This is a genomic window from Alteromonas mediterranea DE (genome assembly GCF_000020585.3).
Classification (GTDB): domain Bacteria; phylum Pseudomonadota; class Gammaproteobacteria; order Enterobacterales; family Alteromonadaceae; genus Alteromonas; species Alteromonas mediterranea.
The window spans coordinates 3,615,690-3,636,547 of the sequence record NC_011138.3 but is presented as its reverse complement, the minus strand read 5'-3'; the positions used below and the strand labels follow the sequence as shown (position 1 = coordinate 3,636,547).

Annotated in this window: 18 protein-coding genes; 13 read left to right on the top strand and 5 right to left on the bottom strand. The window is 45.0% G+C overall.

Features of this window, described 5'->3' with window-relative positions:
• Positions 1-13 precede the first annotated feature (13 nt).
• Positions 14-670 carry a response regulator gene (locus MADE_RS16105; protein WP_012519700.1) on the bottom strand — a complete coding sequence of 219 codons (657 nt, stop codon included), beginning with the start codon at positions 668-670 and terminating at the stop codon, positions 14-16.
• A gap of 207 nt (positions 671-877) precedes the next feature.
• Positions 878-3,400, bottom strand: coding sequence for a S8 family serine peptidase (locus tag MADE_RS16100; RefSeq protein WP_012519699.1), 2,523 nt, complete (start codon positions 3,398-3,400; stop codon positions 878-880).
• A 440-nt stretch (positions 3,401-3,840) separates the two neighbouring features.
• Between MADE_RS16100 and MADE_RS16095 the strand changes: the two genes are divergently transcribed.
• The 5 genes from MADE_RS16095 to MADE_RS16075 are packed head-to-tail and all read left to right on the top strand — an operon-like array spanning position 3,841 to position 7,482.
• Positions 3,841-4,353 carry a minor curlin subunit CsgB gene (locus tag MADE_RS16095; protein WP_012519698.1) on the top strand — a complete coding sequence of 171 codons (513 nt, stop codon included), beginning with the start codon at positions 3,841-3,843 and terminating at the stop codon, positions 4,351-4,353.
• Positions 4,354-4,383: 30 nt separating this feature from the next.
• Positions 4,384-5,829, top strand: coding sequence for a curlin (locus tag MADE_RS16090; RefSeq protein ID WP_012519697.1), 1,446 nt, complete (start codon positions 4,384-4,386; stop codon positions 5,827-5,829).
• Positions 5,830-5,870: 41 nt separating this feature from the next.
• The gene (locus MADE_RS16085; protein ID WP_012519696.1) at positions 5,871-6,263 is read left to right on the top strand and encodes a CsgE family curli-type amyloid fiber assembly protein; all 393 of its coding nucleotides are present in this window, start codon (positions 5,871-5,873) and stop codon (positions 6,261-6,263) included.
• Positions 6,257-6,712: a curli assembly protein CsgF gene (locus MADE_RS16080; protein ID WP_023559884.1), complete on the top strand. Its 456-nt coding sequence runs from the start codon at positions 6,257-6,259 to the stop codon at positions 6,710-6,712. The genes MADE_RS16085 and MADE_RS16080 overlap by 7 nt, the downstream gene beginning before the upstream one ends.
• Positions 6,713-6,720: 8 nt before the next feature.
• Positions 6,721-7,482, top strand: coding sequence for a CsgG/HfaB family protein (locus MADE_RS16075; RefSeq protein ID WP_012519694.1), 762 nt, complete (start codon positions 6,721-6,723; stop codon positions 7,480-7,482).
• Positions 7,483-7,508: 26 nt separating this feature from the next.
• Here the strand turns inward: MADE_RS16075 and MADE_RS16070 are convergent, their stop codons facing one another.
• A complete protein-coding gene (locus MADE_RS16070; RefSeq protein ID WP_012519693.1) occupies positions 7,509-8,186 on the bottom strand; it encodes a helix-turn-helix transcriptional regulator in 678 nt (225 codons plus the stop codon).
• A gap of 400 nt (positions 8,187-8,586) precedes the next feature.
• On the opposite strand from MADE_RS16070, the gene dld reads away from it, so the two are divergent.
• Both dld and MADE_RS16060 read left to right on the top strand, forming a co-directional pair.
• Positions 8,587-10,320, top strand: coding sequence for a D-lactate dehydrogenase (gene dld / locus MADE_RS16065; RefSeq protein ID WP_012519692.1), 1,734 nt, complete (start codon positions 8,587-8,589; stop codon positions 10,318-10,320).
• Between the two features lie 187 nt (positions 10,321-10,507).
• Positions 10,508-12,538, top strand: a complete 2,031-nt coding sequence (locus MADE_RS16060; RefSeq protein ID WP_012519691.1) for a BCCT family transporter — start codon at positions 10,508-10,510, stop codon at positions 12,536-12,538.
• Between the two features lie 138 nt (positions 12,539-12,676).
• On the opposite strand, the gene mmsB is transcribed toward MADE_RS16060, so the two are convergent.
• Positions 12,677-13,552: a 3-hydroxyisobutyrate dehydrogenase gene (mmsB, locus tag MADE_RS16055; protein ID WP_012519690.1), complete on the bottom strand. Its 876-nt coding sequence runs from the start codon at positions 13,550-13,552 to the stop codon at positions 12,677-12,679.
• Positions 13,553-13,566: 14 nt separating this feature from the next.
• Positions 13,567-15,066 (bottom strand): CoA-acylating methylmalonate-semialdehyde dehydrogenase, encoded by a 1,500-nt coding sequence (locus MADE_RS16050; RefSeq protein WP_012519689.1) that lies wholly within the window; start codon positions 15,064-15,066, stop codon positions 13,567-13,569.
• A 98-nt stretch (positions 15,067-15,164) separates the two neighbouring features.
• Between MADE_RS16050 and MADE_RS16045 the strand changes: the two genes are divergently transcribed.
• The 6 genes from MADE_RS16045 (at position 15,165) to MADE_RS20970 (ending at position 20,793) form a co-directional block, all read left to right on the top strand.
• Positions 15,165-16,049 (top strand): LysR family transcriptional regulator, encoded by an 885-nt coding sequence (locus MADE_RS16045; protein WP_023559883.1) that lies wholly within the window; start codon positions 15,165-15,167, stop codon positions 16,047-16,049.
• Positions 16,050-16,193: 144 nt separating this feature from the next.
• A complete protein-coding gene (locus MADE_RS16040; protein WP_041912957.1) occupies positions 16,194-17,453 on the top strand; it encodes a sensor histidine kinase in 1,260 nt (419 codons plus the stop codon).
• A complete protein-coding gene (locus tag MADE_RS16035) occupies positions 17,450-17,749 on the top strand; it encodes a response regulator (RefSeq protein WP_012519686.1) in 300 nt (99 codons plus the stop codon). Before MADE_RS16040 ends, MADE_RS16035 begins: the two co-directional genes overlap by 4 nt.
• Before the next feature lie 30 nt (positions 17,750-17,779).
• Entirely contained in the window at positions 17,780-18,700 is a 921-nt protein-coding gene (locus MADE_RS16030) for an IS5 family transposase (RefSeq protein WP_012519685.1), read from the top strand.
• A 351-nt stretch (positions 18,701-19,051) separates the two neighbouring features.
• The gene (locus MADE_RS20975; RefSeq protein ID WP_232363070.1) at positions 19,052-19,933 is read left to right on the top strand and encodes a 7TM diverse intracellular signaling domain-containing protein; all 882 of its coding nucleotides are present in this window, start codon (positions 19,052-19,054) and stop codon (positions 19,931-19,933) included.
• Positions 19,934-20,169: 236 nt separating this feature from the next.
• A complete protein-coding gene (locus tag MADE_RS20970; RefSeq protein ID WP_232363069.1) occupies positions 20,170-20,793 on the top strand; it encodes a GGDEF domain-containing protein in 624 nt (207 codons plus the stop codon).
• Positions 20,794-20,858: the final 65 nt, after the last annotated feature.

Genomic DNA, 20,858 nt, shown 5'->3' with positions numbered 1-20,858 from the left:
GGTTTCAAACTCATCAAATGGTTTTGACTAATGCATCGTCATTAATGACATCGTAAACATCAAGGTAACCTATTTCCAATGCAATTCTTAGCAATCCGAACTGAGAGGTTACGTTTAATTTTTTATAAATATTCGTTCTGTGAACCATGACCGTTTTGGGGGCGGTATCGATGTGGTAGGCAATTTGTTTGGGCTGAAACCCTTTTGCCAAAAGTAGAAAAATTTCTTTTTCTCTATCGGTGAGGAGCGAGGTTAAGCACTTGTCTCCAAATGCTAATTTCTTGCTAATATCAGAGCTTAAGTAGTTTTCATCTCTTTCCAGCGACTCTAATGAGTTCATTAACTCTTTCGTCGCTGCGTTTTTCGTTACGTAGCCGTCGGCTCCAAGTTCGAGCGCTTTGCTGATATAGCCGACATGTTCGTACATGCTAAGCATTAAGCATTTTACAAAAGGCGCTTGCTGCTTAATCTTTACCAGGGTGTCGAAGCCACTTTCATTTACCAGTGAGATATCCAAAATGGCGACATCGACTTCATCAAACGATGCGTAGGAGGGAAGCGCCCCTATCGAATCTACCGCATAAACAACGTGCCAGCCATACTCTTGTTCAATGAGCGCTTTGATTCCGTCCCGTACTATCTCATGATCGTCAATGATCAGTATATTCATGAAAAATTCTTGCTGATACTTAATGCATCTAGTTTACGTTGAATTTGGCTTATAGTGAATAAGCCGATGACTTAGGCGCGTTTGCCTTTTAATTAAGTAAGCGCACAAAAAAGCCGGCCCTTCCATGGGCCGGCAGTTGCTCAATATGGGGTTTAACCTATATTTTGATTAAACAATATTTGGCATATCTCGCTAAAACAGAAAACCTTAAAGGTTTACCGTCACTGGCGCAGAGCATGCTGATGTTTCGTCACATACCATATAAGTATATTCACCAGGTTGAACACCTCGACTTCTGTCGCGATAGCGACCAGTGTTGCTCACTTCCTCAAGCAATTCACCGTTGCGATAAATCATAACAGTATCTGCCATCGAGCCGCTGTAAGATAAGTCAACTCTTAGTGAACCGAAACGAGACAGCATAGCGCGGTCAATTTCTGCAACAATGTTGCTATCAGAAACGGCTACAGTTTTAGTAGCGACATCTGTCTGCCCCTCTGAATCAGTTACCGTTAGCGTGACATCGTAAGCACCAGTCCCCGCATATACGTGGGTAGGGCTTTCTTCTGTTGATGTGGCGCCGTCACCAAAGTCCCAGCTATAGCTAACAATATCGTCGTTAACGTCACTGCTGTTGTTAGTAAAGCTGACCGATAAGCCAGAAGCATCGTAAGTAAATACTGCGTTTGGCGGTGTTGGCCCTACTTCTCCAATGCCAGTAACTACTAGGCTCCAATCGTTTACTGTTCCGTTATCGCCATTAAAGGTATCAAGTACGTTCAGTGTCCAATCGCCTGTAGCAACTTCGCCGTTAAATGCGTCGGTATCGTAGCTTTCAATAATGTCGTCAGTACCGCCGCCTTGGTTTTGGCGCAGAACGGTAGTTGTACCTTGAGGAGAAGTAAGCGAAAGCACCAAGTCACCGCTATAGGTATGAGTAATATTTACCGAAGCCTGCATACCGAATACGGTTAAATCATCTGGTATGTTAATAACAAGGTCTACGCCCACATCATCCGGATCTTCTTCGTTAGGAAGGGTTGGAACGGGGTCGCCCGAGTAATTATAAGGGAAGTCATTGAGACCTTGAGGGTAAACATACAAGTTTGCCGACTTGGACTTTTCAATCTCGCCACTCACGCCGTTAACGGTAAAGCTGTACTGTCCCCACGGCGTGTCTTCAGCGGTTTCAACCATAAGTAATACAGTATCGCCAGGCATCGCAGTGTTAGCACTTAGGGAAGCAATGTCGCTCTCTTCAGCAAGAGATAGCTGAACTTCTTCCTCGTAGCCAGCAATAGAACCGACTTCGATGGTGAAGGTATAAGCTTCGCCTGCTTCAATCTCAGCAGAGCCCGGCGTAATACCGAGCTTAAAGCCTGGCGTAGGATCTGCTTCTTCAAGGGCATTTAGCACATTCAACCGGTTGCCCGACACTGTGCGCCCGTCAGCCCATAGGCTGGTTTCACCGGTTGCCATCAATAACTCTTTCATTTCTGAAGGCGTAAGCTCTGGGTTTAGCGACCATACTAACGCAGCGGCACCAGCAACGTGAGGCGTTGCCATCGACGTACCTGAGTAAGCCGCATAACTATCGCCTGGAATTGTTGATAAAATTGCCGAACCCGGCGCGGCAATATCTACGGTTTCAATGCCGTATGAATAGCCACTATCGCTATCGTTACGCGTGATACTGGCAACAGCCATCAAGCTGTTAGTCGTCGTCACATAATTAGACGGGTAGTTATCTACGTTGTCGTTGTTTGACCCTGCGTTACCCGCTGCAGCAACGAACAGTATGCCTGCCTGCCCAGAGACTTCAATGGCAGTTTCTAGCGCTTCACTATAGCCGCCGCCACCCCAGCTATTATTGGTCGCTTTAATGTTTATGCCGCGGTTTTCTTTTAAGTCGGTAAAGTAATCAATACACTCTATAGCCCCTGCTGTAGAGCCTGTGCCATCGGCGCCTAAGAATTTACACGCAGCAATTGATACGTCATGGTTTACGCCCACCACGCCGATACCGTTACCGCCTACAGCACCAATGGTACCTGCGACGTGTGTACCGTGAGAGTCGTCATCAATCGGATCGGTATCTCCGTTTGCAGTATCGATACCATATACATCGTCGATATATCCGTTACCGTCGTCATCAATGCCGTTTCCTGGTATTTCGCCTGGGTTCATCCATGCATTGTCAGCGATATCTTCATGGGTGTAATCAACACCCGTATCTATTACGCCGATCACCACGTCACTGTCACCGGTGGTGATATCCCACGCTTCTGGCGCATCAATATCCACGTCGTCAGTACCGCCGGCTTGGCCTGTATTGTTTAACCCCCACAAGTCACCGTAAGACGGGTCGTTCGGCACAAGTGCTTTACGGTACAGGTAATTTGGTTCTGCAATTTTAACGGCAGGGTTTTTCTTGAGTGTTTCAATGGCATCTTTAACAGATTTACCGCGAAGCTGGAGCTTAGCGATACGACCATTTAGAAGGTTCGAAAAGCGATCGTCAATCTCATCTCTATTGGCGTCGCTAATTCGAGCACCCACCGATGAACGGGCACGCATTTTTTCCGCTTTGCTTACATTCTCTTTGTAAACCACGATGACGCTATCATCGAAGACTTCGGCTGTTGCGGCATGTGCATGACTAGACGCCATTAGCGGAAGTAGGGCTAATGACAATGCTGAAAGGCCTGTTTTAAAAGGCTTTGTTTTCATAATTAGATTCCATAATTAGCAATAGTGCTGTTATCACGAAATCTTCTCGCTCGGTCTGATATAACTAACGATTAAAACTTATAACTCAATTTTGAAAACCTGCCACCTTTAACGCACAAATTAGTACAAAAATACAACTTAACCACTAGGACTCGAATATAAATAAATGGTGAAGTGGTACTTAATTATTAGACAGGCGTCTTACGTGAGGTGTTGTGTTTAAACCTTTAAAGAGGTCTTACCAATAAATCTTTCCGTGTGTATTTTTTGAACAAAAATAGTACTAAGGTATTAGCTTGAGCCGCGAAATTACCAGTGAAACCGATGCTGATGTTATTTCGATTGTAATAAATACAACTTAATAGTGATGGATTCTCGCGCTTTTAAGGCGTTTTATAGAAGGGTCACCTTTGTTGTTAATCAAGGAAGCAGTCGTTCACATGGACAAGAAGTTAAAGGTTAAAAAATACCAATTCGCTACATACGTAGGAGCAATAAAAGCCACAGCGTTTTTAGCGTTAACGGTATGTGGTCTTCTAACCGTCAATTCTCCTGTCTATGCCCAACAGTCCGATTTATCAACAAGCTCCGACATGGTGGAATCTTCTCTTTCAATGAGTCTGAATGCCCAAGCTATTACGATAGATGATGAAACGGTCTTCATCTCTGTCAGCCAGTTTGGGTTAAATAACATAACTAACATCATTCAAAGCGGTAACGGCGCAAACCTATCAAATGTTGTTCAAAATGGCAGTAATAATGAAGCGATCATCACCCAACTTGGTGAGGGAAATGTCGTGAATCTATTGCAGCAAAACAACAACAATTACTTCGAGATTATCCAAGATGGGTTTGACAATGTAGCCAATGTTAATCAACTGGGTGAGCAGTCTTTTACTGTTTATCAGATAGGGAACGAAATGGTAATTAACATCACGCAATACAAAGAATGATGCAATTGCCATAGGGAGACAAACGTGAAAATGAAAAAAACAAAAATAGCGAGTGCATTGCTTTTAGTAGCAGCGACAGGGTGGGCATCAGCTCAAGAGATTCCAGCGAGCAAATCAGTCGACTTTAATGCTTCAGCGGATTTCGTTGCCGCAGCAGAAGGTAATGAGATTACGCTAACCCAAACGGCGCCAGAAGGGAACGAAGTAGGTAATGAATCAGTTCTAAGCCAAGAAGGTGACCTTAACGCTATAGTTGTAGAGGTAACCGGTGACGCTAACGAAGTGCTTGCATCGCAAATGCAATCGGGTAACACCTTTTTTGCAAGCGTTACTGGTAACGGAAACTTCTTGGAGTCTGAGCAAGATAGTTTAGACAGCACGGCAGAGTTCGTTGTCGAGGGCGATGATAACCTAGTTTCACTTGTTCAATTAGGCGACGGTGGACCATTTGGCTTTATTTTCAGCCGCTCTATAAACAGCATAGCGGGTAGCGGCAACACGTTATCTGTGTATCAAGGTGATGGTGGTAACTGGGCTAACAATGCGATTGCAGGAAACGATAACACTGTCTTTGTAGATCAAAGTGGCGACTGGCATGAGTCTTACGTTCGTGAACTAAGTGGCGACGCCAACCTTATTGATGTCATCCAAGACGGGTTTTATAACATTTCTGATTTAACGGTGGTAGGTTCTGATAACGAGGTTGAAGTTGACCAAGACGGTGATGAAAATCTTATTACTTGGAACATGGTTGGCGACGGCAACGTACTTGAATTTGAACAAGACGGTGACGGTAATGAGATTACCACAGGTGTGTTCGAAGGCTCAGATAACGAAGTGAATATCGACCAAATTGGCGATGTTAACCTTGCTACAGTTGAAACGATTGGCGGGGGAGTTAATACGTTTGAAATTAATCAAGTGGGTGAAGGAAATGTAGCCTACGCAGGCGTTATTGGCTTGTTCAATGAGTTTGACCTAACGCAGGTAGGTGATGCCAACGAAATAAGTACAGTGAACTTTGATGGTTGGTTTAACACCGTCGAAATTGAACAAGACGGTGATGCTAACTTAGCGCTGGCGCAAGCCGGTATTGGTGATGCAGCGTATGTCGCAGATGCCAACTTAATTGAAATGTCTCAAGAAGGTAATGAGAATATAGCGTCAGTTGAGTTAGCGCGTGATATCACATCAAGTGGCAACGAGATTATGGTTGCCCAAACGGGTGAACTAAACTTGTTGGATTTACTGGTTAATGGTAACGACAATGTCATCAGCGTTATGCAAGAAGGCGCAGGTAACTGGGTAACAGATGATATGGGTGGTCAGTTTGTTATTTCAGGTGATATGAACACGTTTGAAGTAACGCAAATGGGTAACGACAACCTAGTAACAGGTAGTATAACTGGCAACGGCGGCACAGTAAGTGTTACGCAAGTGGGTGATTACAACGTAGCTACAGTTGTTCAAATGTAAGCGCGAGTAGCCGGGCACAAGCCCGGCCTATTTTCAAAATAATGAAGTACTTGTATCGTTTCTCTCTTTTCACGCTGTTTTTTAGTGTGCTCTTTTCTCCGATTCATGCAGAAGAAATTCGGCTGGGTGGACTGTTGTTAGATAACAGCATTAGCCGCCAGGGTCATGAATTTGCCTCTAAAATTAGCCAATATTGGCGCGAAGTTCCTGATAGTTCGGGTAAAAACCTTGTCGTTAAAGAAATTATTGTGCCGCAAGCAGGAACATTACTCTCTGTGGTATACGACAATAAAGTGGTTTACCAGACATACATGGGGCGACGCCAAGTACCGTTAGATGAGAAAGTTCAGCAGGCTATCGTTTTAGTCTTAGACGCTGTCGCTAACGCAAGTATAGATAGTAGAAGCCCAGATTTAGCAGGGGATGAATGGTAATGAAGAAAAGGACGTTAATCACCGCATTAATAACCTTGGGGGCTGTATTTCAGTTCAGTGCCTTTGCGACAGAGTTGGTCTATGAGCCTATTAACCCATCGTTTGGTGGCAACCCACTTAATGGGTCATTTTTACTTAGCAAAGCTAATTCACAGAATGCGCATAGCGCACCGCTAAGTGAGCGCTCTTATGATGAACGCTTACAAGAGTCACTTGAGCGTGCGTACATTAATCGTATTGTTCGCGAAATTACTGATATCGCCTTTGGCGAGCAGGAATATGACGAAGATGGAAACCCCATAGATAGTATATTTAACCAAGACAGCATATTCGTCAGTGGTGATTTTCAGGTAGAGCTGATTACCAGTAACCCTGATAGCATTGTAGTGAATATTACTAACCTGCTAACAGGTGAAGTTACGGTTGTCGAAATTCCACGGTTTGGGTAGGGAAACACATGAGAAGTACCGTATTTTTATTATTGGCTATAGCACTTTCTGGCTGCCAATCAATTACCAACACGCTGCCGCCAGATACGACTGCGGCAGGGATCATTAAAGACAGCGAAACCCTTTCGGAAGTAAAAAGCTTACCCGCACCTATGGGGCAAATCCCCGTTTCCGTTTATGCGTTTAGAGACCAGACAGGCCAGTACAAACCCAGTACGGGGGCCAGTTCTTTTTCTACAGCTGTGACGCAAGGTGCTACGTCGATTCTTGTTCAAACCTTGAGTGAAACATCGTGGTTCTTACCTGTAGAACGTGAAGGTTTACAAAACATTCTTACCGAGCGAAAAATTATCCGTGCAGATGAAAGCAACGGTAGTGAATTGCCCCCTCTTACCACGGCTAGAATCATTATTGAAGGCGGTATAATCAGCTACGATACGAACATTCGTACAGGGGGCGCTGGCGTGGAATATTTTGGCATTGGCGCAAGTGAACTATTCCGGGAAGATCAGATCTCCATTTATATGCGGGCGGTTGATGTAAGAACAGGGCAAGTATTAGTGTCGGTTTCTACCTCTAAAAAAGTCTTGAGCCAAGAAGTAAGAGCTGGGCTCTTTAGGTATGTATCGCTAAAGCGCCTGCTTGAAGCTGAGACAGGGTATACTACCAATGAGCCTATGTTCGAGTGCGTTAAGCAAAGTATAGAAAAAGCGGTGACCGAATTGGTACTGCAGGGCATGGAAAGGGGCGTATGGCGCGCTAAAGCGTAGGCGCCACACGCAAGTAAGGAGAGTACTTAATAACTTACTTGCTGAGGCTGACTAAACTGATGATCGAACCACTTAATGAGCTCTACGCGGTTGCGGCAGTCAGTTTTCCTGAAAATACTGTACACATGAGTTTTCACCGTATTGACGCTGATGTGTAAACAATCCGCAATCTCTTGATTTTGCGCGCCATCTGCAATTTTGCGCGTAATGGCTAGTTCTCGTTTGGTTAGGACTGTAGTTGACGATTGAAGCGCAGCAACCGGCTTAGTTTTTGGCACTAAATTGGCATCAATATAGCGGCTCATAATCTCCCGGCTATACCATTTGTTGCCTGCTTGCACTTGCTGAACCCCGCGAACGAGTAATTCCAAATTGTCTTCTATATGGAAAATGCCGTTTATTCCATGCTGAAGCGCAGCGTAATGAAAATCAACATCGGCTTGTGGAACATTGAAAATAACTTTGTTCAAATCGGGATAATCATTAACAACGGGCAAGTTGAGCATGGCGACTGAGTCGCAATACTGGGCATCTATAAAGAAGGTATAGGTATTGTTTAAAACGCTACGTGGTGGGTGTATAGCACCACTGGTAACGCTGAATCCACACGACGGTAAAATACTAAGGAATCGTTCATAAGCTTCGTCCCTTCTTGTATTTTCGCCGTAACTGTTTCTTGTTAGTACGAACGCGTGATGTGACATGAAAGCTCCTTTTCGTGATTGTCAACCTTACGAACTATACAAGGTCTTTACAATACTCCATTAGCCTTACTTGACCGACCAAAGCGTAACAAAATGTTACAGTGAAAAAGACCTGTAGGCTTGGCTTAAAAGCCTCACGGCTTAACGCTTTAAATCACCTACCATACCTAGTGCCTATCGACTTTATAAATACCAAAATAGTTAAGCGTTTGAAATAAATAAAGTAGCCGAAAAATGCCATAGAAGTTAACCGGCGTAATAGCAGTAGTGAGGTTAGCACAGTGCATTAAATATAAGTAAATTATCTCTAGAAAAAGCGCTCGCCCCCTTTGTTAAAATTGGCGTTAGTGTATAGTTCATAACCACATTATTTCTTCCCATTTGAAACATAGAGAGAGCCATGACCGTAAATGTTGACACTCAGTCTTTGATTGCATCTATACGAGATGTAGTAGGGCAAGCCTATTTGTTAACTGATCAAGCGAAAAAGCAACCGTACACCAAAGGGTTTCGCTTTGGTGCAGGCGAGGCGCTTGCGGTGGTGCGACCCGGTACGCTTGTCGAAATTTGGCGAGTGCTCAAATTATGTGTCGAGGCCGACGTTGCAGTTATCATGCAGGCAGCTAATACTGGCCTAACCGGTGGCTCTACGCCAGATGGTAAAGACTATGACAGACCGCTGGTTATTATCAGCACCATGCGTATTGACGACATACAGTTAGTGGATAGCGGTAAGCAAATCGTAGGGTTAGCGGGCAGTACCCTTTTTGGATTGGAAGAAACGCTAGCGCCTTACGGGCGCGAGCCTCACTCGGTGATTGGTTCATCATGCATTGGCGCATCTATTGTGGGCGGTATTTGTAATAACTCTGGCGGCGCATTGGTTAAACGGGGTCCAGCGTACACCGAACTTGCGCTTTTTGCCCAAATCGACGCTAATGGCAATCTATCTTTGGTAAACAATCTGGGGATTAACCTAGGTAGTGAGCCAGAAGAAATTCTGAATAATCTTGAGAACAAACGTTACAAAGAAGCTGACGTTCAGCACCCTGACGCTCGTGCATCAGACAACGAGTATGATGAACGAGTTCGAGACGTTGATTCAGAAACACCTTCTCGCTTCAATAATGACGGCAGAAGACTTCATGAAGCTTCAGGCTGTGCAGGTAAACTCGCGGTGTTTGCCGTGAGACTAGACACTTTCCCTATACCTGAAAAGAAACAGGTGTTTTACGTAGGGTCTAACGATGCTGCGGTTTTCACTAAGGTGCGTCGCGACATACTTTCTACATTTAAAAACTTACCTGATTCAGGTGAATATCTGCACCGCGACTGCTATGACGTATCTAAAAAGTATGGCAAAGATATGTTTATCGTTATCAGTAAACTTGGCGCGAAATTTATTCCGAAGCTATTTGCTTTTAAACGCAAGTTCGACGCATTTACCGACAAACTTGGTTTTCTACCCAACAAAATGTCAGACCGTGTTATGCAATATATGAGCTACTTGTTCCCAAGTCATCTGCCTAAGCGCATGGAAGAGTACAGAGACAAGTATCAACATCATTGGATTTTGGAAATGAGTAACGTCGGGGTAGAAGAAGCTAAAGCCTACCTTGATGAATTCTTCAAAACGAATGAAGGTAGCTATTTCGAGTGTACGCAAGAAGAAGCGGATAAAGCAATTTTACACCGCTTTGTTGCCGGTGGCGCGATTGGTCGCTACCACGTGATGCACAGTAAAGAAGTGGGCGCCATGATGACCATCGACGTCGCGCTTCGCCGTAATGACCCAGATTGGTTTGAAGTTTTGCCTAAAGAAATAGACGACCAGATTGACACTAAGCTTTATTATGGTCACTTGTTTTGCCATGTTATGCACCAAAACTACGTATTGAAAAAAGGGGCCGATGCCAAACTGCTGAAAGGCAAAATTTTAGAAACCTTTGACGCGAGAAACGCGGAATACCCAGCAGAACATAACGTGGGGCACGAATATTTTGCGAAAGACGCGCTTAAAAACTTCTACCGAGAGTTAGACCCTACCAACAGCTTCAACCCGGGCATAGGTAAAACCACCAAGCGTAAAAATTGGGCCGAGCAGAGCGGCGGATGCTGCGGCGGAAACCATTAGGCTTAACTTAAGCGTTAAATACGACAAGGCTGCTGATTTTTGTGTTAAACAAAGGTCAGCCGCCTCATGTTCTATCAACCCATCACGTAAACCAATCTGAACCAAACTAACCACCTTTCAGTAGAAAAAAGAAGTTTATTATGTAGTTGCAGGGTTTGATTTTCCTGTCAATTAAAAAGGACTTGATATGAAAGGCAAAGTACAAAGCTCTACCATTCTGCTTCCTGTATTTATCCCCGCGGTCGCGATCATTTTACTTCTGGTTATTGGAACAATCAGTGACCCTGAACTTGCCGGCGAAGCTTTCAGCAGTACGTTAGCCTGGATAACTCAGACCTTTGGCTGGTTTTATATGTTATCAGTGGCAATTTTCCTTGTGTTTATTGTCTCGGTTGCAGCGTCGGGATGGGGAAATATCAAGTTAGGTCCCGACCACGCTGAAGCGCAATACAGCTTCCCAGAATGGTTTTCAATGTTATTTTCGGCAGGCTACGGGGTGGCGCTGCTCTACTTTGGTGTGGCAGAGCCAGTACTACACTACTCATCACCGCCAGCCGGTGCCGCTGAAACGGTTGATGCAGCAAAACAGGCAATGCAAATCGCGTTTTTCCACTGGGGGTTTCATATATGGGCGATTTACGGGCTTGTGGGCCTCGTTCTTGCGTACTTTGCCTTTCGTCACGGGCTCCCGCTTTCCATTCGCTCTGCGCTATATCCGCTAATAGGTGATAAAATTTATGGTCCTATTGGGCACGCGGTAGATGTATTCGCTATTCTCGGTACTCTGTTTGGTATTGCTACCACGCTGGGGCTATCTGTTACGCAGATAAATGCAGGGCTCAATTATCTCTCTGGCGATATCCCAATCGATATCATGGTGCAGGTAGGCACTATCGCTATTGTGACTATCGCAGCCACTATATCGGTTATTGCCGGGATGGATAAGGGCATAAAACGGCTATCAATTATTAATATGCTACTGGCAGTCTCTCTTATGAGTACTGTGTTTATTATGGGTGAAACCATTCATATTCTGGAAACCTTCCTTCAGAACACTGGAAGCTATATCAGCGGGATTGTCGAGCGTACTTTTAATCTGCAGGCCTACAGTCGCAGCGACTGGATTGGTAACTGGACGCTGTTTATTTTCGGTTGGACTATTGCCTGGGCACCATTTGTGGGAATGTTCATCGCCAAAATTAGTCGCGGTCGAACCATTCGTCAGTTTGTTTTCGGTGTCATGCTGGTGCCCACTATTTTTACCTTCCTTTGGTTTTCAGTGTTTGGTGATACAGCCCTTAATGCAATAATGAATCAGGGCGTGACAACACTTATTAGCGACGTCCAAGAAAACGAAGCCGTTGCCTTATTCAAGCTTTACGATCTGCTCCCTGGTGCGTCAATTATGTCGGGGCTGACGGTACTACTTATCATCACCTTTTTTGTGACGTCATCAGATTCGGGATCGTTAGTTATTGACTCTCTTGCATCTGGCGGTCTAGAAGAAAGCCCTGTATGGCAACGTATATTTTGGGCGTTTTTAGAAGGTACGGTCGCAGCGGTACTGCTTTTAGCGGGTGGGCTCAACGCCCTTCAAACCATGACTATAGCCAGTGCTTTGCCATTTGCTTTTATCATGCTGATCGCTGCCGCCGGTCTTTGGCGCGCGCTCGTCATCGAAGGCTATAGAAATAGCAGCTTGCAAGCTAATACATTGAACAGAAACCGCGGTCGAGCGGCAAACCTCAAAGGGCGACTGGCGGCGATGGTCGAATACCCTAGTCGTGACGTGGTTCATGACTTCATTAAAAATACGGTGACTGAAGCGATGAGAGACGTACAGTCTGCGCTTAAGGCACGGGAGTGGAAAGCGCACGTTGAATTTGATGAAGACATGGTAAGGGCGACCTTCACTGTGGAACGACATGATCATATGGACTTCATCTATGATATCCGCATAACCGAGTATTTAGTCCCAGGTTTCAGCTATGCTGAAGTGCGCTCAGAAGATGATGAGTCAGAGAAATACTATCGCGCTGAAGTGTTCTTGCGTCGCGGCGGTCAAGCCTACGATATTTATGGCTATGAAAAGGTGAGTATAGCTAAGGATATCTTGGATCAGTTTGAAAGCTACTTGCATTTCCTTGATACCAGTCCAGGGGAACTTCCTTGGGAAATGGATGCTTACGACGATATGCTGCAAAAACCGGAAAGGTAGCAAAGCCGTTTTTACACCTTGTAAAATAAAGGGAAAGCAAACTTGCTTTCCCTTATTATCCCCTAGTACCTGGGTGTTGACCTCAGCGCTTTTTTCCCGTTATTACGCTCATCGTAATGAAACATAAAAGCTTATATACTATGCCAGTCGATTAATTATCGATGAGAAATCCATCCCTGCATTGCCTTCATCGCAATGCATTTCAAACCACTTTGCAGCAAGCTCACCCATAGGTACTTGGGCATTTACGCCCTTCGCGCCCTGCATGGCAAGACCTAAATCTTTAAGCATAAGTGCAGAAGCGAAACCGCCGGCAAAATCGTTATCAGCAGGGGTTTGTGGCCCTACACCTTTAACAGGGCAGTAGGTGGTCATTGACCATGTTTGACCCGAGGCATTTGACGCGATATCGAAGAATACCTGCGCGTCTAACCCGAGTTTCTGGGCGAGCTGGAAGCTTTCACACGTCGCAATCATGGTCGCGCCAAGTAACATGTTGTTACAAATCTTCGCAGCTTGCCCTGCGCCGTGGCCGCCTGCGTGAACAATCTTTTTACCCATGGCGCCAAGTGCGCCTTGGGCTTTATCGAACGCGTCAGCATCTCCTCCCACCATAAAGGTAAGTGTGCCGCTCGCAGCAGCGGCAACACCACCTGATACAGGGGCATCAAGCATCTTAAGGCCTTTTTTCTCAGCGAGCTCTGACACGCTTTTGGCCGTTTCTACATCGATGGTCGAACAGTCAATTAATAAGGTGCCGTCACGCACGTTATCGAGGATCTGATTTGAATAGATATCCTTAACATGTTTACCCGCAGGCAGCATGGTGATGACGATGTCAGCTTCAGATACAGCTTGCTCGGTACTTTGTGCAATAATACAGCCTGCATCTTTGGCTTTTGCCAGTGCCGCTTCGCTTAAATCAAAGGCCATTACCTTGAAATTGTGTTTAACAAGGTTGTCTGCCATGCCTGAGCCCATGTTACCTAGGCCAATAAATGCAACAGTGATCATGATAGTCTCCTCGCTTAGCCCATGGTTGGAATAACAAAGGCGTTGTCGTTCGTATCTGAGCCATCAGGCCAGCGCTGCGTAATGGTCTTAACCTTGGTCCAGAACTTCACACCTTCCATACCGTGTTGATTAGTATCGCCAAAGGCTGAGCGTTTCCAGCCGCCAAATGTATGGTAGGCAACCGGCACTGGAATTGGTACGTTGATACCTACCATTCCCACGTTAACGCGCTGTGCAAATTCACGTGCTGCATGACCGTTTCGGGTGTACATAGCAACGCCGTTACCGTATTGATGGTCACTTGCTAAATTAACGGCTTCATTGAAATCTTTGGCGCGAACCATTTGCAGCACGGGGCCAAAAATCTCTTCTTGGTATGAGCGCATGTTTTTAGTTACGTGATCAAAGAACGTCGGCCCGATGAAATAGCCGTGGCTGTCACTTGGGATTTGACTTGTTCTGCCGTCGTAAACAAGCTCTGCGCCTTCTTCTATCGCAAGGTCGATATAGCTTTCAACGCGCTCTTTGTGGGCGGCGGTAACGACAGGGCCATAGTGGGCGTTAGGATCTTCGCTATGGCTTACCATGATGTTTTTGATAGCCGGAATAAGTTTAGCTTTGAGTTTTTCGGCGGTTTCATCGCCGACAGGAACCACAACCGGTAGTGCCATACAGCGTTCACCGGCGCTACCATAGGCAGCACCTACCAAGTCCGTTACCACCTGATCAAGATCGGCATCAGGCATTACGATACCGTGGTTTTTCGCGCCGCCCATTGCTTGAACCCGCTTTCCTGCACGAGCGCCGCGCTCATACACGTAGTTAGCAATATCAGAAGAACCCACGAAGCTTACTGCTTTAATGGTTTGATCATCTAAAATTCTGTCTACCACTTCTTTGTTACCGTGAACAACGTTAAGCACGCCTGCAGGAAGGCCCGCTTCTATCATAAGTTTCGCTAATTCAATAGGAACAGAAGGATCGCGCTCTGATGGCTTTAATATAAAGGCATTACCGCAGGCAATGGCCACGCCGAACATCCACATAGGGATCATGGCTGGGAAATTAAACGGGGTGATACCGGCAACAACGCCTAACGCTTGGCGCATTGAGTATACGTCTATGCCCGGACCTGCGCCTTCCGTGTATTCACCTTTTTGCGCATGAGGAATGCCGCAAGCAAACTCGATAACTTCAAGGCCACGCTGAATATCACCCTGCGCATCAACCAACACTTTGCCGTGCTCACTTGATAACAGCGCCGCTAGACGGTCGCGATTGGCTTCAACGAGCTCTTTAAATTTAAACATGACACGAGCACGTCGCTGAGGGTTAGTGGCCGCCCATTCAACTTGTGCAGCTTGGGCTGTCTCTATAGCGTGGCTTAGCGTTGAAGCATTGGCTAGACTTACTTCTGCCTGAACTTCACCGGTATTAGGCGCGAATACCGATGCGGTATTTTCACTGCTATCTTCAAAGTCTTTACCTGCAATAAAGTGAACAATCTTTCTCATGATCTGGCTCCTGTAATTTTTAACAATATTGAAACCTTGTGTTTGCAATAGCAATACATATACTTGCAGTATGATGCTGTAAAAATGCAGGTGCTTAAGTGAATTGGGATGACATGCGGTTATTTCTTGGTTTGGCAAGAAATGGGCGGGTAGCTATTGCAGCTAAGGGGATGAAGGTAGATCCTACAACGCTCATTCGTCGTGTAAAAAAGCTGGAAGATTCTTTAAATTGTAAATTATTCGAGCTAACCAAAAAAGGCTATGTACTTACCACTCATGGCACAGAGTTGGTCACGTATATTGAGAAAGCCGAGCATTATTTTTTAGAAGCGCAAAATGAACTGGGCGATGAGCGTTCACACTTAGCCGGTACTATTCGAGTGAGCGTTTCAGAAGGGTTTGGTAGCTGGTTTTTAGCGCCTTTACTGCCAGATTTTAAAAAGCGGTATCCGGGCATAAGTATTGAGCTTGTAGCAACCAGTGGTTTTTTAAATCTGAATAAGCGGGAAGCCGATATGGCTATCCTGTTGGAAAAGCCCAGTAGAGGCTTGTTAGTGACTCAAAAGCTTACCGATTACAATCTTTATCTTTATACTCACCGGTCACTTATCAAAGAACGAAAGCCTGAAACATTGCAGGACTTAACATCGTATAACCTCGTCAGCTATGTACCCGATTTGGTGTACGCGCCGCAATTAAAGTTCATTGAAGAGACCGCTTTGTCACAGTTAAGTGCGCTTCGCAGCACCAGTATTAACGCGCAGTATCAAATGCTTATTAATGGCGCTGGCGTAGGCATTTTGCCTAAATTTATGGCTGAAACTCAGCCAGGTTTAGTTAGGCTAATCGAGAACGACATTCACATTAAGCGCACATTCTGGTTGGCAACGCACAAGGAAACTCACTCTCAAGCCCGTTTCCAAGTTTTTACGCAGTGGCTTCAAGAAAAGGTTGAGCGTTACCAATCGCGATTTATTGATTAAGCGAACTGACTAAGCCCTACGTTCCACTATTTAAAGGGGCATTTATCCTACCTTGGTAGGATGAATTCGCCCCTATTGCAGGATGTGCTTTTCACCGCGGCCTGTATAGCATGGCTCTGTATTAAAGGGGTTGCAGAGGCAGTCATGTCGGGTTTTACAAAAATATCTACAGCGATAGTGGCCGTTTTCATTAGCTGCTTTTTACTCTTTACCTGTCTTGTTTATTTTCATATACAAAACAATATTGAAGAAGAAATGACAGGCGCACTTAACCAAGTGCGGGAAATGGTCAGACGCAATGTACCTGTTTCTGACATTGAGGCTATTGTTAAGCCAAGTCCTCATTTATCTTCCAAATACTTTTCAGGGCGCTTGAGCACAGACCAAACTCAAGTAAACACCGTTAACCAGCAAAATGTATTAGTGCCCGTTATTATCCCCATAAAAGAGAATCAGTACCTTATTGTCACTCCTTTCGAGAATACGGAGTTAACCCAAAACCTTACGTTTTTTGCTTTAGTGGCAGGCCTTTTCTTTGCAACATTTGTTTTACTACTGTTTACATTAAGCATTGCCGTCAGGCAGCGGCTTGTGCCATTAAAACAGCTTGGCGACGCGCTTTCGAAGTTACGAGAAGGTAAAGCCACACAGCCGCTTCCTCACTCAGATATTGCTGAAATGAACAGGGTAATTAACCAATTCCAGCAGCTAAAAAGCGCGCTAGATGCCAAAGAAAAGCAGCTGATTAAAATCGACAAACAATTGGCGCTACTTCAAGAGCAAGAGCGAAACTATTTAGCCAGGGAGCTTCACGACAACGTGGGGCAATTGCTGACTACGATAAAAGCTCATGCGTATATTCTAGTCAACACTAAAGAGCGTTCGGTGGTAGAGCTTTCGGCTCAGAAAGTGCAGGTGATGTCACACCAAATAAGTGACGCTATAAGAAAACTCACGGCTCACCTTCACCCTCTTGTACTAGATAGAGTATCGCTACAGGCATCGCTTGAGCGCTTAGTATATGAACAAGAAGTAGCGCAACCTGGCACTCAATGGGACGTATCAATTAACCTGAAGCGGTATCAGGAGGATACCGAGCGCGACATCCACCTTTATCGTTTTGTTCAAGAAGCCATTAACAACGTAATTAAACATGCTAAAGCCACAAAGGTTAGCATTCAAATTTTTGGCGATACGCATAGCGTCACTGTGACAGTTAAAGACAATGGTCGAGGCCTTGGAAATCATATAGTAGAAAATATTGGAATGTCGTCAATGCGAAGTCGGGCACGCTGTATTGGCGCAAATTGTAGCGTCGCATCGCCCGATGAAGGCGGAGTTGCCGTGTCGCTCTCTCTAACACTTAGAAAAGAGCCGCCTATGTTAGGCGCAAATGTCGCATGAATATCCTCATTGTAGACGACCACGCCGTGGTAAGAGAGGGCTACAAAGCATTGCTTAACGCCATGATGCCTGATTGTCGTATTTTTGATGCTGAAAACGGCGCGCAAACCCATCGTTTATTAGCCAGTAGTGACATTGAGATCTTAATCCTAGACATAAACCTTTCAAATGAAAGTGGCCTTGTTTTAGCCAAGATTTTTTTGAAGCGACATCCAGATTTAAAAATCATCTTTTTCAGCATGTTCGAGGCTTTGTTGCTTAAATCGATGGAACTAAATCAAGAAGCGACGATCTGATCGGCTACACCCATCAATCGTCGTAGCCTCATGCCTAAACCTCGTTATAAAACAACTAACTGGAAGCAGTACAATAAAGCCTTAATTAACCGTGGTTCTCTGACCTTTTGGATTGATGAGGAAGCGATAGTCGAGTGGAAGCAAAACAAACAAGGCAAGCGTGGTAGACCTCGCCGATTCAGCGACTTAGCCATTACTACCGCACTGATGGTGAAGCGCGTTTTCTCTATGCCATTGAGAGCGCTGCAAGGTTTTCTAGACTCAGTATTTAAGCTGGCTAACATCCCGCTTGTTTGCCCACACTACACCTGTATAAGCCGCCGAGCTAAGGAAGTTGAGGTTTCATTTAAAACCAAAAACAGAGGACCAATACAACATCTAGCCATTGGTGCTACTGGTCTTAAGGTTTATGGCGAAGGTGAATGGAAGGTCAAGAAGCATGGTACTGATGGGAAGCGCAAAGTATGGCGTAAGCTGCACATCGCAGTAGATACGCACACCCACGAAATCGTCGCAGCAGAGCTGAGTTTGTCTAACGTAACCGATGCCGAAGTGCTCCCTAACTTGCTAAAGCAGACACGTCGTAAAATCATTGAGATATCAGGTGATGGTGCTTATGACACAAAGGGTTGCTATGATGCTATACGAATCAAACGAGCGGTTCCGCTTATCCCGCCACGAGAAGGGGCAGCCTTCTGGGAACGTGGGCATCCTCGCAATTTAGCGGTAGGTTGTCAGAAGCTTTACGGCTCGAACAAGATGTGGAAAAAGCAGTACGGCTATCACAAGCGCTCGCTATCAGAGACAGCAATGTATCGAGTGAAACAGTTGTTAGGTGGGAAATTAAGCCTGAGAAACTACAACGCTCAAGTTGGCGAGACTTACGCTATGATCAAGGCGCTGAATAAGCTTACAGGGTTAGGTATGCCTGAAACTCAGTATATCGTTTAAGAATCAAGCACTATAGGACAGGCATGTCTTCTCTCTGAATTAAGCAACAAAGCCGTACTGGTGACAAAGCTGAGCATAAAAAGAACCAGGCCTTTTATTGGATTTCAAAGAGAATGATCTGGAGCTGAACTGAAGTGCAGCGCGTGATAACACAGTATGCCAACGTTCTTCTTTGATGCATAAGAGAAATTTCAAGATACGACAAGAAAAATGCGCAGTGGCCCACATCTTGTGATTAATAAGTATTCACAAACGTGTTTAATAAGCGTAAGTTAATATTTATTAAGAGTTAGGTTTGCTGTTATTGAGAATCGTCCCGCAGATTACCCCGACATTAGAAAGAATAGATATATGAGAGCTTTTCTTTTCTTCGCTGGTTTTGTTGTTATTAGCATCCTATTGTGCAAACTTGCGCATGCGAAAAGCATAGACCCTTCAGGAGGGATGCAGCTAGTTAATGACAAGCTGTGGATGTTGCAGGAAAGTGGCAGTGCACTCTCTGCCGAAGAGGTTATGGCTAAATATGAAGGCCGGTTGCTCACTAAAAACACATCAGGGCAAGTGAGTTATGGGTTTACGAACAACACTATATGGGGTGTTTTGCCTGTTGATATCAATACCTACGGTGAACCCGTAACGAGCGATCCCCATAATCTATCAGAAAGTTTTCCTTTCTTGCCTTTAGTCATAGAAATAGACAACGCTTGGTTGGACGATATTGACGTGTATTTCTTTGAAAACGGCGAAAGAAAGCATCACGTTACATTGGGCGATAACCAAATACACAGCGCGCGGGCCGAGCGCGCTAGAATGCCTTCCGTTTTTTATCGATTTACCCAGCAACAAACTATCGTTGTTTTCAGGTTCTCATCTCAAGACCCCATGACCATTCCGGTTTATCTAGGCCAGCCCGTCATCGCCAACGACAAGTCTACTGAAAACGCCTATTTCTATGGTGCGCTTTACGGTTCATTGGTTATTCTTTTGGTTTATAACTTGGTTTTATATAGCTACCTAAAAGAGCGAAGGTATTTACTATATTCCTTGTACCTTCTTTCTTTTCTGGCTTTTAATTTCACCTATACGGGGCACGGTTTTTGGTGGGTATGGTCTGACTCTGTATTCCTTCAGCAGGGGCTTATGCCCACGCTAATGTTCTTTTACCTTTTTAGCGCCGTACGGTTGACCATTGAGTTTCTCAACACTCAACTTTACTTACCTAAGCTTTACTGAAACAGGAAGTACATTTACGGAGGGTTAGGGGCGCTGGCAGTATTGATTATTTTAGTCGGTAGCCGTTCTTTCGCTGTTATGTCACAACTTGTCGTGCTAACTACAATTTCACTTTGGATGTTAGCTATCGGTATTTTTGCTTACAGAAATGGCGATACACTGGCTAAGTTTTTTCTGCTGCGGTACTCTGTGGAACTGGGGGCGCGACGGTATCAAGTCTCGCTACGTGGGGACTAGTGAGCTATTCGAAATGGGCATTTCGCGGTATCGAAATTGGTATGGTTTTAGAAATGTCTTTGCTGTCGATTTCTCTGGCCTTCAATTACAAGCAAGTACAACAGGCACGCTTGAGTGCCGAACGAGATGCGCGATTAGACCCGCTCACCTCGCTTTACAACCGACGGGCATTTGAAGATTTGGTCTATCCCATTTGGGAATTAGGAAAACGCAGTAATAAACACATGTCGGTTTTACTTATCGATTTAGACTGGCTTAAGCGTATCAACGACAAATTTGGCCACGATATGGGCGATAAAGTGCTGCAAAACGTGGCTAAAGAGATAAAGGGCCAAGTGAGAGGGTCGGATATAACCTTTCGCTGGGGCGGTGAGGAATTTTTGGTGTTTTTACCCAATACCCGGGCTAATTACGCCAAGCAAATTGCAGAGAACTTAAGGCTACATCTATTTAGCCATGATATTAATAAGTTGGTTAGGGTGACGGTGAGTATTGGCGTTTCTGGCTCGTACCCGGGAGAAGATGATCTAAACGTTTTGATAAAAGAGGCTGATCAAGCGCTCTACTTAGCCAAAGCCCAAGGGCGAAATAAAGTTGTGCTTTGGAATGAGAGGAAAGAGTAATCGCTGATTTATAAAAACAGAAATCTCACGTATTATTCTGTTTTCTTTTTTTCTAGGTAAGTCTC